Annotated in this window: 12 protein-coding genes; 5 read left to right on the top strand and 7 right to left on the bottom strand. The window is 66.8% G+C overall.

The features are described 5' to 3' along the window. Positions 1–9 precede the first annotated feature (9 nt). From C5L14_RS20050 to C5L14_RS20035, 4 genes are read right to left on the bottom strand one after another with little or no spacing between them, the layout of a single operon-like run. Positions 10–882 (bottom strand): MBL fold metallo-hydrolase, encoded by an 873-nt coding sequence (locus C5L14_RS20050; protein WP_105863837.1) that lies wholly within the window; start codon positions 880–882, stop codon positions 10–12. A gap of 4 nt (positions 883–886) precedes the next feature. Beyond that, positions 887–1,819, bottom strand: a complete 933-nt coding sequence (locus C5L14_RS20045) for an NAD(P)-dependent oxidoreductase (protein ID WP_105863836.1) — start codon at positions 1,817–1,819, stop codon at positions 887–889. An 18-nt stretch (positions 1,820–1,837) separates the two neighbouring features. Beyond that, entirely contained in the window at positions 1,838–2,791 is a 954-nt protein-coding gene (locus C5L14_RS20040) for a shikimate dehydrogenase family protein (RefSeq protein ID WP_105863835.1), read from the bottom strand. After that, the gene (locus tag C5L14_RS20035; protein WP_105863834.1) at positions 2,788–3,444 is read right to left on the bottom strand and encodes a bifunctional 4-hydroxy-2-oxoglutarate aldolase/2-dehydro-3-deoxy-phosphogluconate aldolase; all 657 of its coding nucleotides are present in this window, start codon (positions 3,442–3,444) and stop codon (positions 2,788–2,790) included. The genes C5L14_RS20040 and C5L14_RS20035 overlap by 4 nt, the downstream gene beginning before the upstream one ends. A 243-nt stretch (positions 3,445–3,687) precedes the next feature. On the opposite strand from C5L14_RS20035, the gene C5L14_RS20030 reads away from it, so the two are divergent. Then, positions 3,688–5,196: a xylulokinase gene (locus C5L14_RS20030; protein ID WP_105863833.1), complete on the top strand. Its 1,509-nt coding sequence runs from the start codon at positions 3,688–3,690 to the stop codon at positions 5,194–5,196. Positions 5,197–5,236: 40 nt separating this feature from the next. Then, positions 5,237–5,995: an SDR family NAD(P)-dependent oxidoreductase gene (locus C5L14_RS20025; protein ID WP_105863832.1), complete on the top strand. Its 759-nt coding sequence runs from the start codon at positions 5,237–5,239 to the stop codon at positions 5,993–5,995. Positions 5,996–6,064: 69 nt separating this feature from the next. Here the strand turns inward: C5L14_RS20025 and C5L14_RS20020 are convergent, their stop codons facing one another. After that, a complete protein-coding gene (locus C5L14_RS20020) occupies positions 6,065–8,845 on the bottom strand; it encodes a caspase family protein (protein WP_105863831.1) in 2,781 nt (926 codons plus the stop codon). A 177-nt stretch (positions 8,846–9,022) separates the two neighbouring features. Next, positions 9,023–9,385: a hypothetical protein gene (locus tag C5L14_RS20015; RefSeq protein ID WP_105863830.1), complete on the bottom strand. Its 363-nt coding sequence runs from the start codon at positions 9,383–9,385 to the stop codon at positions 9,023–9,025. A gap of 101 nt (positions 9,386–9,486) precedes the next feature. Between C5L14_RS20015 and C5L14_RS20010 the strand changes: the two genes are divergently transcribed. The 3 genes from C5L14_RS20010 to C5L14_RS20000 all read left to right on the top strand — a co-directional run bounded on the left by C5L14_RS20010 (position 9,487) and on the right by C5L14_RS20000 (position 12,801). Continuing rightward, complete coding sequence (locus C5L14_RS20010; protein WP_105863829.1) at positions 9,487–9,951, top strand: MarR family winged helix-turn-helix transcriptional regulator; 465 nt, start codon at positions 9,487–9,489, stop codon at positions 9,949–9,951. Continuing rightward, complete coding sequence (locus tag C5L14_RS20005; protein ID WP_105863828.1) at positions 9,944–11,128, top strand: HlyD family secretion protein; 1,185 nt, start codon at positions 9,944–9,946, stop codon at positions 11,126–11,128. The genes C5L14_RS20010 and C5L14_RS20005 overlap by 8 nt, the downstream gene beginning before the upstream one ends. Positions 11,129–11,226: 98 nt before the next feature. Continuing rightward, positions 11,227–12,801 (top strand): DHA2 family efflux MFS transporter permease subunit, encoded by a 1,575-nt coding sequence (locus tag C5L14_RS20000; RefSeq protein ID WP_105863827.1) that lies wholly within the window; start codon positions 11,227–11,229, stop codon positions 12,799–12,801. Positions 12,802–12,804: 3 nt separating this feature from the next. Here C5L14_RS20000 and C5L14_RS19995 read toward each other — a convergent pair whose 3' ends face one another. Then, positions 12,805–14,130: a glycoside hydrolase family 15 protein gene (locus C5L14_RS19995; RefSeq protein ID WP_105863826.1), complete on the bottom strand. Its 1,326-nt coding sequence runs from the start codon at positions 14,128–14,130 to the stop codon at positions 12,805–12,807. Between the last annotated feature and the right edge of the window lie 112 nt (positions 14,131–14,242).

Below are 14,242 nucleotides of genomic sequence, written 5' to 3'. Positions count from 1 at the left end.
TCGGAGGGCTCAGCCCGCCGTTCCAGCCGGGCCTATCAGCCTATACTCGATTCCCGTCCTGGCCCGAAGCAGCCGGGTCGGCCCCGCCATCGCCATGGCCCTTGCATCGATCCGCTCGGGTGCGAGCGTGTTGAAGGCGAAGAGGCCGTAGTGGTGCGCAAGCATGGCCGGGATGCCGCAGGCCGAAGCAAGTTCCACGGCCTCCTCCAGGGTGAAATTGCCGGCAATGCCGGCGGCGGCCAAGGCGGGCGAACGGCCATTGACCGGCAGCAGCGCCAGATCGGCCGCCAGAGCCCGCACCTCTTCGATTTGTCCCACGAAAGGAATGGTATCGCCGGAATGGAAGACGCGGATGCCGTTCACGCCGAGGGCATAGCCGAGAAAGAGATGGCGGCCCTGCTCATCGCGCTGCAATTCCTCGTGGGCAGCCCGCACGGCGCTCACCTCGATCCCCTGGTCGAGCACGAGGGTTTCGCCGGCATCCATGCCGATGAAACGTTCGGGGCCGAGGCCGGTCCTGTCTTGCGCCAGCTTCAGCGAGGCCTTGGGCACCACCAGGCGCAGTTGCGCAAAACGCCGGGCCAGCGGGGCCAATGTCGCCGCGTCGAGGTGATCGGTGTGATGATGCGTGCAAAGGATGAGATCGAGCGGCGGCAGCTCGTCGATCTCGATCGGCGGCGGCATCATGCGCTCATGCGAAGGGCCGCGATCGCGATATTTCTCCGCCAGGGAGTTCGAGAGATAGGGGTCGATCAGCAGCCGGTGCCGGCCGCTGTCGAGGAGGAAGCCGGCCTGCCCGAGCCAATAGAGCGAGAGGCCGGCCTCCGGCCGGTTCGCGAGCCTTCCCACGAGCGGGCCGGCGAAGGGCAGGACCTTCAGCATCACTTCATGCCCTCCCCTGCAGGGCATCCATCAGGTTGGCGATGGCGACCTCGGTGGCCCGGTCGACGCTTTCCTGGGTGAAACCGCCGATATGGCTGGTGGCGATCACCCGGGCGTGGCCGGCGAGAGCGAGATTTGCCGGCGGCTCTTCCTCGAAGACATCGGTGGCATAGCAGCCGATACGCCCCTCCTCGAGCGCTTCGAGCAAGGCCGCTTCGTCCACCAGCGACGACCGGGCTGTGTTGATCAGCACCGCGCCCCGCCGCATGGCCGCGAACTCTCCGGCGCCCAGGAGCGGCCGGCCGTCCGCAGGTGCCGGACAATGCAGCGTGACGACATCGGCCGCCGCCAGCATGTCCGATATCTCGACCCAGCGCAGGCTGTCCGCTTCGACATTCACGAGAGGACGCTGCGGATCATAGGCGAGGATCTCGGCCCCGAGCGCGGCGGCCAGGCGCGCCACCTCGGCGCCGATCGCGCCACAGCCGACCACGCCCACCTTGCGCCCCCGGATCTCGGCGCCGATCCGGCGCGGCCAGTTCCCCTGCTTGATGCCGGCATCGCAGAGGGGGATCTGGCGGAGCGCCGCGAAGATCAGGCCGATGGCCAGTTCGGCCACACCGGCCGCATTGGCGCCGGCGGCGATGCGCACGGCGATCTTGCGCGCGAGCAGCGTGTCGATCGGCAGGTTGTCGGTTCCGGTGCCGTTGCGGCTGATCGCCCGGAGCGAACCCGCCGCGGCGATGACGCGCGGCGAGATCTTCTCCACGCCTGCCAGCCAGCCGGTCACACCCGGCACGAGGGCGAGCAGTTCCTCCTCGTCCGGCAATTTGCCGGGCGCCGGCATGATGATCTCATGGCCCTGTTTCCTGAGGCGCTCGACCAGGGGATGGGCCGTCGCCGTCAGCGAACGCGGCGTGACCAGGATGCGTTCCATGTCTTCAACTCTTCGTCTTCATCCCCTGGAGGCGGCGATGGCGATCTCGCCCAGCCGCTCGAAGGACGGGCCGGAGGTCGGGATCTCGATGTCGAAAACCTCGGCGATCACCTGCGTCCAGCCATGCAGGAAATAGGTCCAGCCATCCTCGATCTGAAGATGGCGCGCTGCCTGCTGGCGCCGGGCCTGGTCGAGGAAGACGAGGTCGCCGCGATAGTTGAGGTCCCACACGATCGCGCGTTCGGGAAAGACCACGGCGTCGGTGAGCGGCGAGCCGGGCGCGTCCTTGCCGAGGCCGGTGGCATTGATCACCACCGAGCCTGGCTTGAGGCCGGCGGTGACGGCATCATTGTCGGCCGCATGGGGCGCGAGCACATAGTCGACCGGCACCGGCATGCCGATTTCCTGGTGGATGCGCCGGATCTCGTCGAGGCGCGGCCGGCTGCGATTGGAAACAACGATGCGCGACGGTCGGTCTGCGCCCCGTGCCTCGCGCACCATGTGCCAGGTCAGGGCAATGGTGGAGCCGCCCGCTCCCATCGAGAAGAGCTCCGCGCCGGTGCGCTCGAAATGTCCCTTGGGAATGAAATTGTCGAGGGCGAGCCCGGAGGAGATCGGGTCCTTGGCGTGACAGATCAGGCGCCCGTTGCGCTTGGACAAGCAGCTCGTTTCCTCCATGCGCAGGGCGAAATCGTCGACCTCGTCGAACAGGTCCCGGCAGGCCTTGTAGAGGTCGATCTTGTGGGTGGTGACCAGCGCCCCCAGCGAATTGGGATCGGCCTTGATGAAGGCGACCGCTTGGCGATAAGCGGCCGGATCGGCATGGAGGGGAAAATCGATGCCCTTGATCACCGCATTCTTCAGGCCTAGATGCTCCGCCCAGGCCGGGAAGACCCGCATGATCGAGCTTTTGGTGGTGGTTACGCCGATGAAATAAAGCGTCGGCTGGGTCGCCGGCTGATAGATGCTCATGCCGCGCCCGCCCGGATCGCCTTGACGCGCTCGACGGCGGCCTTCGCCTTGGCGGTAATCTCCGCAAATTTGCCGCCGCTGATATCTTCGGGTTTGGCGATCCAGGTGCCACCGACGGCCGCGACGAAGCGATGCTTGAGCCAGTCGCTCATCGTCTCCAGCGTGACGCCGCCGGTCGGGATGAAGCGAACGCCCAGATGATTGAAGGGCGCGGCGATGCCTTCCAGTGCCTTCGGCCCGCCGGCGACGCCGGCCGGGAAGAACTTGCACAGGCGCAGGCCGGCGCGTGTGGCCGCGGTGAGATCCGTCGGCGTCATGATGCCGGGGGCGAAGGGCAGGCCGATCGCCTTGGCGGCGGCAACGATCTCCGCATCGAAGCCGGGGGACAGGGCGAAGCTCGCGCCATTGTCCTTGCAGGCCTGGACCGATTCCAGATCCAGCACCGTTCCGGCACCGGCCAGGAAGTCCGGCCTCTGGTCGCGCAGGATGGCCAGGACTTCGGCGGCCGCCTTGGTGCGGAAGGTGATTTCGGCAATCGGCAGGCCACCGGCCGTCAGGGCGTCGGCCAACGCGACCGCGTCGCCGGGATTGTCGATCGCGATGACCGGCACCACGCCGATCGCCTCGATCCGCTCAATGGGGTTGGTGGCCATGTCTGCGCTCTCCTCAAGGCTTGCCGATGGCATCGGCATGGGTGTCAATTTTGTAGCAATGCTACATATTCCCTCCGACATCGGCAAGACGCCTCGGCCATTTTATTGCAATGCAGCATAAATATGCCGGAATTTTCAGTTGACCGGCTGGGAAACGTGTAGCATCACTCCAAAAAACATGGGAGCAGGGCGGCCGCCATACCCGCCCGCTCCCTTTTTGAAGAGCAGGCCGAGGACACACCCATGACGCAGGATCTCATCCTGGCCATCGATGTCGGAACCGGCAGCGCCCGCGCAGCCCTGGTCGAGATCGGCAACGGCGCCATCCTGGAGATCGCCGCCAGCGAATATGACCAGATCGTACCGGCTTTCGGCTGGTCGGAACAGCGCCCCGCCGACTGGTGGGCGGGCACCGTCTCCGCCATCCGCACCGTGCTCGAGCGGCAGGACGGCGCCGCCGCCAGGATCCAGGCCGTCGCCGCCTGCGGCCAGATGCATGGCACCGTGCTGGTCGACAGCCATGGCAATCCGACACGCGATACCGCCCCCTTGTGGAATGACAAGCGCACGGCGGGCCTTGTGGCGTCCTTTGAGCGGGACAACCCGCCCGCCTCCTATCTTTCCGAAAGCGGCAACCCGCCGACGCCGGCCTGGCCCGGCTTCAAGCTCGCCTGGCTGCGCGACAACGATCCGCAAGCCTATCGCGCCGCCGCGACGGTGCTGATGCCGAAGGACTACATCAATCTGCGGCTCACCGGCGAGATCGCCATGGACGAGGGCGACGCCTCCTGCAGCTTCCTGATGAACCCGGCGAGCGGAAGCTGGTCCGCCGCGATGATCGACCGCCTTGGTCTCGACGCCGCCAAGCTGCCGCCGATCCGCTCGCCGCTCGACATTCTCGGCCGCATCACCGCCGGCGCCGCCCTGGAGACCGGCCTTGCCGAGGGTACGCCCGTCCTGGTCGGCGGAGCCGACTACCCCGTTGCGGTGCTCGGCTCGGGCGTCGTCCATCCCGGCACGGCGTCGGATGTGATGGGCACCTCCTCCATCATCACCTTGGTGACGGGCGAACCGCTGCTCGATCCCGAGATCTGCAATGTCCGCACCGTCGAGGGTCATTGGGGTCCCTTCACCCTGCTGGAGACCGGCGGCGATGCCATGCGCTGGGCCCGCCGCGCCTTTCATGAGAAGGCCCTCTCCTATGGCGACATCGTCGCCAAGGCCGCCGAGGCCCCGGCCGGCGCCGAAGGCCTGTTCTTCCTGCCTTTCCTGGCCGGCGAGCGGCTCGGCGCCCACCGCAATGCCCGCGCCCAGTTCTTCGGCATCGGCGCCAAGCATGGCCTCGCCCATCTCCACCGCGCCACGCTGGAAGGCGTGGCCTTCGCGGTCAACCGCCATATCCGCGTGATGGAAGCCTCCACCGGCCAGAAGCTCGAGCGCGTGGTCGCTTCCGGCGGCGGCGCCAAGACAGAACTCTGGCTCAAGATCAAGGCGAGCGCCTACAACGTGCCGATCCTGGTGCCCGAGGAGACCGAATGCGGCCTCGTCGGCTGTGCGGCGATGACCGCAACCGCGCTCGGACGTTTCGGCAAGGTCGAGGACGCGGTCGGCCATTTCGTGCGCTACAGCGCCGAAATCCTGCCCGACCCGGCCTGGGCCGAGACCTATGCCCGGATGCAGCCGGTGTTCGACCGCCTCTACCGCCATTCCCAGGCACTCTACGACGATCTCGACCGGCTGCAGCAGGGCTGAACCGCCGATCATCCCTTTCTCAAAATCGAAGGAAACACGCATGCAGGACGCGCTCTCCGCTTTCCGTCCCGGCCTGTTCGAAGGCAAGACCGTCGTGGTCTCCGGCGGCTCCAGCGGCATCGGCCTTGCCATCGCGCAGGGCTTTGCCAGCCTCGGCGCCGAGGTCATCGCGACGGGCTCCACTGAAGCGCGCCTTGCGGCGGCCAAGGCCGCCAATGGCGACCGCTCCATTCGTTTCGAGCAGCTCGACGTTCGCGACAAGGCGGCGGTCGAGCGCTTCTTTGCGGCGCTGCCGGCCCTCGACGTGCTCGTCAACGCGCAGGGCATCGCCCGCCCCGATGCCGAATGGACCGAGGAAACCTATCTCGAAGTCGTCGACGTCAACATGAACAGTGCCATGCGCCTCGCCATGGCGGCCCACCCCCTGCTGTTGAAATCGCAAGGGTCGATCATCAACTTCGCCTCGATGCTGAGCTATCTTGCCGATGACAGCGTGCCGGCCTATTGCGCCAGCAAGACCGGCATCATGGGGCTTACCCGCGCCCTCGCCCACAAATTCGGCCCCGAAGGAGTCCGCGTCAACGCCATCGCGCCCGGCTATCACCGCACCGACATGACCAAGCCTTTGTGGTCCGACCCGGTGCCGGCGGGCAAGATTGCCAGCAAGGCGGCACTCAAGCGCTGGGGCACGGTCGACGATCTCGTCGGCACCGCCCTGTTCTTCGCTTCGCCCGCCTCGATCTTCGTGACCGCCACCACGCTGCCCGTCGACGGCGGCTACGTCGTCAGCGGCTTCTGACAGGAAAAGTTCCAGCAACCGGCCTGAAGCAACACCGCCCGGCAAGCCGGGCGGTGTTCTCGTTCATTCTCATTCACAAGGCGGTGCGCCCTGGCCGCCACAACGGCGCTGGCGTCCGCCGCCACCCGCGGCCGGACCACCTTCTTCCGGCGCCGGCCGCATCCGCTGCATCGGCCGGGGGGCCCCACCGTCGAGGTCGGGCTGCGCACGCGGCAGCCGATTCTGACGTGGCGCATTCACGGCCGGTTCCATATCCGGCGCTGGGTTCAAGCGCTTCTGGCGCGGCATGGCTGCCCCACCTTCGTCACCGCCGCCTGGCTGGAGGCGCGGCCGGCGGCCGGACGGCTGGGCCGGCTCATCCGGTTGCGCAAACCCGGCATCGGGCTGGCGTGGGCGACGGCGGCCCGGCTGGGGCTGCGGCTGCCCGCTGCCATCCGGCAAGGCCCGTCCGGCTGGTGGCAAGGGCTCGCCAAGGCCCTGTCCTTCCTGGGCCGGGCGACGCTTGCGGCCTGCCGGCTGCGATGGCGCACCGGCATCCGGCGCGGCTTGGTCCTCGGGGGTGACGCCAGGCCGCGGAGCCTGGGCGCCGTCATCCTGGGGCTGCCGGCCCTTTGGCCGTTTACGACCGGGAAGCGGCTGCGACTCGTCGGCTCCCGGCAGGGGCTTGCCGAGTTGCTGGCCGTTCTCGGCCGGAGGCTGGGCGGTACCATCCGGCTGCGGCTGCCCCGGCTTCAGGCGGCCCTGGCCCTTCTGCCCCGGGAGGGGTTTTTGGGGCTGGGTCTGATCCGGCTGCCCCTCGGGCAGGGGTTGGCCGAGCTGCCCGGGCTTGCCGGCTTTGCCGCCGGGCTGCAGACGACCAGGCAATGGCTTTCCGGCGAGCGGCGGCTTGCCATTGTCGAGCGGCAGCGCCTCGCCGTTCATGCCAGGCAGGGCCTTGCCGGGCTGGCGCTGGCCCGGCCTGGTTTCATCCGGCTGGGCGGCCTGGCCCGGCTGGGCTCGTCCCGGCAGCAGCCGACCGGGCTGGCCCGGCTGAGCCTGCCCCGGTTTCAACGTATCAGGCTGTACGGCCTGTCCGGGTTGACCTTCCTGTCCCGGCAGCACTCGGCCGGGCTGGCCTTCCTGGCCAGGAAGCGCTTCGCCTGGACGAACCTGTCCCGGCAGAAGGCGCCCCGGCTTCTGCGGTTCGCCGGGGGCCGGAGCCAGGCCGGGCTCGCCCGGCTGTGGCGCCGCCGTCGGCTGCGTCATGCCCGGCTGGCCACCCCGTCCGCCCCGATTGCGCAGGAAGGGCGGCAGGGCGACACGGGCCGCGGCAGCGCCCGCACCGACGGCGATCGCCGCGCCGGCCGCCTTCTCTCCGGCCGTCAGACCGCCCTCGCCTTCCTGCGGTCGCATGCGCTCCGGAGGAGCCTCCAGCGTCTCGTTGATGACGGTGGCGTTGTGGATGTTGTTGAAGATGAAATTCTGCGGAGGCGGCTCGACATAGCGCGGCGGCCGCACCCATTCCGGCACCGCGACATAGCGCGGCGATGGCAGCACATACGCATCGACCGGCGGCGGAGGCGGCGGCAGCTCCACGAAATCGCGGGGCGGCGGCGGCAGAAAGATCACCGGCGGCCGCGGAGGCGGCGGCAGGTCGAATTCCGGATCGGAGAAGACGATCACCGGACGTTCGACATAGACGATCTCGACTTCCGGCGGCGGCGGCACGTCATATTCGATCACGTCGAAACGCGCCGGCGGCTCGATTTCGGCCGACAGATATCTCAGGCGGCGGCGGGCGTCCCAGGCATGGGGCCCGCGCGGATAGCGCTTGAGATAGGACCAATAGGCATTGGGTGTGTCGCGCTTCCAGGTCTCGTGCCAGGTGATGGCCTCGCGCCGGGCGGCCACGATGGCGCGCACCCGCTTGGCCATGGGATCGCGCGGAAAGGCGGTCAGGAAGTCCTGATAGCCCTGCATGGTGTCCCGGTCCACGGCGGCGACATAGGCATCCCGCGCGTCGAAATCGGCGATGCGCTTGGATTGCATCGCTCTCTCTTCTTCCAGGGAAACCTGCGGGGCGGGCGCATCGGCCGCACGGTCGAAGAAGGCGAAGGGCTCGCCAAGCTTCGAGGCGCTCCAGGGCAGCACGGCACCATTGGTCTTCTCGCTCACCCGCAGCCGGGTGCGGTCGAACACCTCGGCGATCGGCAGCCCGCCTGTGCGCATCATTTCGGCGAGGGCCTGGGCATAGGCGCCATAAGGCCCTTGTTCGGCCGGCGCTACCGTGCCGGGCGCCGCATTGAAGGCGATCAGGCCATTGGGTTCGGCATCGACGAGCGCAAGCCCGCCGGCGAGAGGCTGGTCGCCGCGGGCGAACTGGTTTTCGCGCGCACCATCGATCACCACGATGCTGGCCTTCAGCTGCAAGGCGCCGAGCGGCCGAATGAAATCGGCGAGCCGTACGGCCTCTGCCGGCACGGCAGCGGGTGACTGAATGGCAGCGTCGACGGGCACGAAGTAATTCTGCCCTTCCGACTGCAGGCCATAACCGGCGAGATAGACGAAAGCCACCGTGTCGGGGCCCGATGCGGAGGCTTTGTCGAGGAATTCACGGAACGCCTTGCGCAGCGACTCCTGGTCCAGGTCCCGGGCACCGGTGACGTCGAAACCGGCGGCCTGCAGAGTCTGGGCGATCAGGCCGGCGTCATTGGCGCTGGTCGCCAGGGGCCCGGCCTTGTAATCGGCATTGCCGATGACGAGGGCAATGCGCTTTTCGCCCTGGCTCTGTGCCCGGGCAGGTTGCAGCGGCAAACTCGCCGCCAGCAGGATGAACAGGAGCGCAAAGGCGCTGCGAAACGTCGCGGACATTGATCTGGCCCTCTTGGTTTCCACCCGGCATGGGCCGAGCTCGAACGGCTCTTGGCCTGTGAGTACAACCTAAGCGATAGCCTAGCCAACTTGTATGGCGTGTGAACCAAAAGGGGCTGTTTTGGGGCGGTGTGGGGGCAATAGAGAGGCCGGGGCGCCAGAGACCGCAGATCGAGGTCAATTCTGGTCCTGGCAGAGGATGACCGGCGAAGCCAGCGCGGCGACATAGCCGGCCCCCTGATAGACCTGGGCGTTGTTGGCGCCCGGCGGCAGCAGGAAGGAGCCGCTCACCACCTGCGGGACGTTACCGACCTGCAGGAGGCTCCAACTGAAATTGCACAGCTGCGCCGGCTTGGTCGGCGCGAGGTGGGAGCAATTGAGCAGCGCAGCCCCCAACATGGCAGCGCCGCCGCAGCTGACGAAGCGCGGGGCGGCAGCCGCAGGATGCGTACCGAGCACCAGCGCAAAACAGGCCGCGCCCACCAGGCCAGCCGCGGTCAGCGCCGAACCCCGATCAAATCTCGCGTGATCAGCAGCCATTTTTCGGTTCCGCACCATCTGCGCGATTGCATTCGAGGCATCCTTGTTATAATCATGCCTAAAGATAAGCAAGCTTATAATTAGAACGGCATGTTCTAGAGATGCTCAATCCGCCCACCCTCGGCTTCATCCTGCATGACGTCGCCCGCCTGATGCGCAAGCGCTTCGAGCAGCGGGCCGGCGATATCGGCTTGACGCGCTCGCAATGGCAGACGCTCGCCTTTCTCTCCCGCAGCGAGGGCATCCATCAGAGCGGGCTGGCCGAACTGCTCGAAATCGAGCCGATCACTCTGGTGCGCATTCTCGACAAGCTCGAGGCGCGCGGGCTGATCGAACGGCGCCAGCATGCGAGCGACCGCCGGGTCTGGCTGCTCTTCCTGACGCCGGCCGCCCATCCCATTCTCGCCGAGATGCGCGTTCTCGGCGACCGGACGCGGGCGGAAGCCCTGGCGTCCATCCCAGACGAAGACCGCGTGAAACTACTCGACACCCTGACGCAGATGAAGGCCAACCTTCTCGAAGCCTGCCGCCAGCCGGTCGACGAGAAGGAGGCAAATCATGGCTGACGGCAGCAACCAGACCCAGAAACTCGAAAACCCTATCGAGATCGACGGCCTCTCCGGCGACAAGGCCAGTCGGGACACGGCCACGCCGCAGCCGGCCAAGATGCGCAGGCGCTCGCTGACCCGCCCCCTGCTCTTTGCCCTGCTTCCCGTCGCCCTCGTGGCAGGCGGCTATTTCTACGTCACCGGCGGGCAGGTGATGGAGACGGACAACGCCTATGTGCAGGCGGCGATGGTCGGCATATCCACCGACGTCGCCGGCACGGTGGTGGAGATCGACGTCGTCGAGAACCAGGCCGTCAAGAAGGGAGACGTGCTCTACCGCATCCGTCCCGACAGCTACCGCACTGCCCTGGAAGGAGCGGAGGCGCAGCTCGGCACCGTGCGCAACCAGGTCCTGACCCTGCAGGCGAGTTATGCCCAGGCCGAGGCGCAGATCGAGCAGGCCAAGGCGGATATTCCCTATTATGAGGCGCAGTTCAAGCGCCAGCAGGACCTGCAATCCTCCAGCGCCGCCTCCAAGCAGAGCTTCGACCAGGCCAAGCATGATCTCGATGCGGCGCGCCAGAAGGTCATCGTGGCCCAGGCCAATGCCCAGGCCATGCTGGCCCAGCTCGGCGGCGACGCTTCCCTGCCGGTGGAAAAGAACCCCTTCTACCTCCAGGCCCAATCGGCCGTCGACAACGCCAAGCGCGACCTCGGCGACACCATAGTCCGGGCGCCGTTCGACGGCATCGTCACCAATGTCGATGCCCTGCAGCGCGGCGCCTATCTCAACGCCTCCCAGCGCGCCTTCAACCTGGTCTCCACCACCAATATCTGGGTGGACGCGACCCCGAAAGAAACCGAGCTCACCTATGTCAAGCCCGGCCAGCCGGTCGAGATCTCGGTCGACACCTATCCGGGCGTGACCTGGACCGGCACGGTCGAGACCATCAGCCCTGCCTCCGCCTCGAGCTTTTCCCTGCTACCTGCACAGAACAGCTCCGGCAATTGGGTGAAGGTGGTCCAGCGCATTCCCATGCGCATCAGCATTGATCCCGCGCCCGACAAGCCGGCCCTGCGTGTCGGCATGAGCGTGGTGGTCGGTGTCGATACCGGCCATGCCCGCGGCCTGCCCAGCTTCGTGACGAGCTGGTTCGGCCAAGACAAGCCTCAAGGCAACCACCAGGCCGGCTGACGATAACGCCGTCGCGCCTCGCCGCGCGCCGGCCCGCATTTTGAGCACCTGTTTATTTCATCACCTATAATCCCAGATCTTTGCGAACGAGGCCTGCCATGAGCGCATCCGCCACCGCGAGCGCCGGCCCAATCTCCAGTCCCGCTCTGCCTGCCCCCAAGGTCGCCAATCGCGGCGCCATCACCGCCTGCGTCATCCTGGCGGTGATCATGCAAGCGCTCGACACCACCATCGCCAATATCGCGCTGCCCCATATCCAGGGCAGCGTCGCCGCCAGCCAGGACCAGATCAACTGGGTGCTGACCTCCTATATCGTGGCAGCGGCGATCATGACGCCGCCCTCCGGCTTCCTCGCGGCCCGGTTCGGCCGCAAGCGGCTGCTGCTCGTCTCCATCATCGGCTTCGTGGTCGCCTCCATGCTGTGCGGCATGGCGCAATCCCTGGTGCAGATCGTCGGCTTCCGCCTGATGCAGGGCGTGTTCGGCGCCGCTCTCGTGCCGCTGGCCCAGGCCATCATGCTCGACATCTACACGCCGGAGGAGCGCGGCGGAGCCATGGCCGTATTCGGCGTCGCCGTGATGGTGGGGCCTGTGCTAGGCCCCGTCATCGGCGGCTGGCTCACCGACCACATTTCCTGGCGCTGGATCTTCTATATCAATCTGCCGATCGGCCTCGTCGCCATGCTCGGCGTGATGGCCTTCGTCACCGAGACCCGCAGCAGCACGGCCGTGAAGCTCGACTGGCTCGGCTTCGGCATGCTCTCCATCGCCATCGGCGCGCTGCAGGTGCTGCTCGACCGGGGCGAGCAGCTCGACTGGTTCTCCTCGGGCGAGATCCAGCTCGAGGCCCTGATCTGCGCCGGCGCTTTCTATATCTTCCTGGTCCACACCTTCACGGGCAAGGATACTTTCGTGAAGCCGCGCCTGTTCGTGGACCGCAATTTCGCCGTCGGGGTGGTGCTGATATCCGCCGTGGGCCTCACTTATTACGCCGCCATGGCGCTGATGACGCCCTATCTGCAATCGCTGATGGGCTATCCCGTGGTGACCGCCGGCCTGGTGATGGGGCCGCGCGGCATCGGCACAATGGTCTGCATGTTCATCGTCGGCCGCCTGGTCGGAAAGCTCGACACGCGCCTGCTCCTGCTGATCGGCTTCGGGCTGACCGCCTGGTCGCTCTACGACATGACCGGCTGGACCCCCGATATCTCGCAATGGCAGATCATCGTCACCGGTTTCGTGCAGGGCGCAGGCCTGGGCTTCCTGTTCGTGCCGCTGACCACGGTGACCTTCCAGACCCTCGACGCCAGCCTGCGCGGCGACGGCACCGGCCTCTACAATTTGTCGCGCAATATCGGCTCCAGCGTCGGCATCTCCATGACCTCGGCCCTGCTGATCGAAAGCACCCAGGCCAACCACGCCGATCTCGTCGCCCACATCACGCCCTACAACCAGGCCCTGCAGGACATGACCCGGGCCAGACTGCTCGACCCGCTGAGCGCCGCTGGACAGACCATGCTCGACGGCATGGTCGGCCAGCAGGCGACCATCATCGCCTATATCAACGACTTCAAGCTGATGATGCTGCTGACGTTGGCCGCGATGCCGCTGGTCTTCTTCCTGCGAAAGGCCGCCAAGCCTGCGGAAATGGATCACAGCATGGCGATGGAGTGAGGGTCATGCCCGCTTTCGCGCCTCCACCGCCGTGATGAAACCGGCATAGCTCCAGGCCAGATGCTTGGCGGAGCTATGCTCGCCGGTCACACGGTCGAATTGCTCGGACATTTCGCCATTGTCGGGCGTGAAGGCACGAATGGTTTCCAGATAGGCATCCCCCCGTGCCTTCAGGCGATCGGCAGCGGCGGGATCCGCCCCCCGCAGGGCCGCCGCGCGCAGATAGCAGAATTCGGCCGCCGCCTGGGTCGAGAAATAATAGGCCCCGCCCGAATAATATTCGTCGCCCCGGTAGCGGCCGAGAGCGATGCCGCGTCCCTCCGGCCGGCCCCGATTGATCGCGTAGTCCTCCTCGAAGATCGCGTCGAGACGATCCAGCGTCGCTTCCATCCGTATGTCGTGGGGCGAATGCGTGGGCAGGGCGCCGCCGGCGTGGATGGCAGCGAGGATGACGGCGATGTCGAGATCCTTCGGCGTCGGCTTGCCGTCCTCGGTCAGCCGCGAACGATAGAAGCCGGGTTCGGGCTGCCAGAAATGATGGAGACGGCCCTGGATCTCGGCCGCATCCGCCCGGGCGCGCTGGGCGGTCGCGGCATCGCCCTGCGCCGCCAGCCAGGAGGCCCCCTCCTCCAGCGCGGCCGCCTCGATTCGAAGCGTATAGTAGTGATGCGCCTTCTCCTCCTCCCAGATGTCGTAGCTCGGCTCGCGCCAATGGGCGAGGACGAAGCGGATATCCTCGTCCAGCAGGGTCGCGATGGCATCATCATGCCTGACGCCGAAGGATCGGCCGGAGGCCCAGCGCAGCACCGCCAGCACACGGGCGGCGATACCGTCATATTGCGGACGGTTCCAGCGCGAGATGTCGAGGGAGCCGTCCGGGTTAACCCGCGTTTCGCCGCGGACCACCACGCTGGCCAGATCGGCATCTTCACGCACGAATTGCCGATAGTCCTCGGCGACCTTTGCCCGCCAATCCGGGCCCTCGACCAGATCGGCGCCCCTGAGGGCGTTGAGCTCCAGGCTGAAATCCACGAAATCGCAGAAATGGACCGCTGCGATATCGCTGTCGAGCCACAGGGGGTCGATCTGACGCAGAGCGTCGATCACCACGGCCGAGTCGCGGTACCAGTGGAAGAAATAGTCGGGATCCGGATCGTAGGAGGCCGGCACGGGCGACGCCACCACCGAGCCCCTTTTCGGAGTGATGGTCTGGCCGAAACCCGGCCGCTCCTTCACCGTGGCCGTGGCGGAGATGGCAAGCTGCATGTTCCGGACGGCAACGGGATATTGCCGCTCGATCCAGCGATCCAGATCCGTGATCACGCTCATCTGCTCTCTCCGATTCCCTGAGCAAAACGCGTCGTCTGAAACGTCAATTTGCTCTAACTCTTTGTTCCGACGTGTCTCTGCGCTTCCTGGCGATTCCGCCCAACCCCGAAAC

Source organism: Labrys okinawensis, from assembly GCF_002982075.1.
Lineage (GTDB): Bacteria > Pseudomonadota > Alphaproteobacteria > Rhizobiales > Labraceae > Labrys > Labrys okinawensis_A.
Note: the sequence above shows the minus strand (reverse complement) of the source record. Positions and strands in the feature narration are given on the sequence as shown.

Excerpts from the sequence above, each read along its gene's own strand:
- C5L14_RS20050 (WP_105863837.1), bottom strand. The coding sequence starts at position 882 with ATGCTGAAGGTCCTGCCCTTCGCCGGCCCGCTCGTGGGAAGGCTCGCG.
- C5L14_RS20045 (WP_105863836.1), bottom strand. The coding sequence starts at position 1,819 with ATGGAACGCATCCTGGTCACGCCGCGTTCGCTGACGGCGACGGCCCAT.
- C5L14_RS20040 (WP_105863835.1), bottom strand. The coding sequence starts at position 2,791 with ATGAGCATCTATCAGCCGGCGACCCAGCCGACGCTTTATTTCATCGGC.
- C5L14_RS20035 (WP_105863834.1), bottom strand. The coding sequence starts at position 3,444 with ATGGCCACCAACCCCATTGAGCGGATCGAGGCGATCGGCGTGGTGCCG.
- C5L14_RS20030 (WP_105863833.1), top strand. The coding sequence starts at position 3,688 with ATGACGCAGGATCTCATCCTGGCCATCGATGTCGGAACCGGCAGCGCC.
- C5L14_RS20025 (WP_105863832.1), top strand. The coding sequence starts at position 5,237 with ATGCAGGACGCGCTCTCCGCTTTCCGTCCCGGCCTGTTCGAAGGCAAG.
- C5L14_RS20020 (WP_105863831.1), bottom strand. The coding sequence starts at position 8,845 with ATGTCCGCGACGTTTCGCAGCGCCTTTGCGCTCCTGTTCATCCTGCTG.
- C5L14_RS20015 (WP_105863830.1), bottom strand. The coding sequence starts at position 9,385 with ATGGCTGCTGATCACGCGAGATTTGATCGGGGTTCGGCGCTGACCGCG.
- C5L14_RS20010 (WP_105863829.1), top strand. The coding sequence starts at position 9,487 with ATGCTCAATCCGCCCACCCTCGGCTTCATCCTGCATGACGTCGCCCGC.
- C5L14_RS20005 (WP_105863828.1), top strand. The coding sequence starts at position 9,944 with ATGGCTGACGGCAGCAACCAGACCCAGAAACTCGAAAACCCTATCGAG.
- C5L14_RS20000 (WP_105863827.1), top strand. The coding sequence starts at position 11,227 with ATGAGCGCATCCGCCACCGCGAGCGCCGGCCCAATCTCCAGTCCCGCT.
- C5L14_RS19995 (WP_105863826.1), bottom strand. The coding sequence starts at position 14,130 with ATGAGCGTGATCACGGATCTGGATCGCTGGATCGAGCGGCAATATCCC.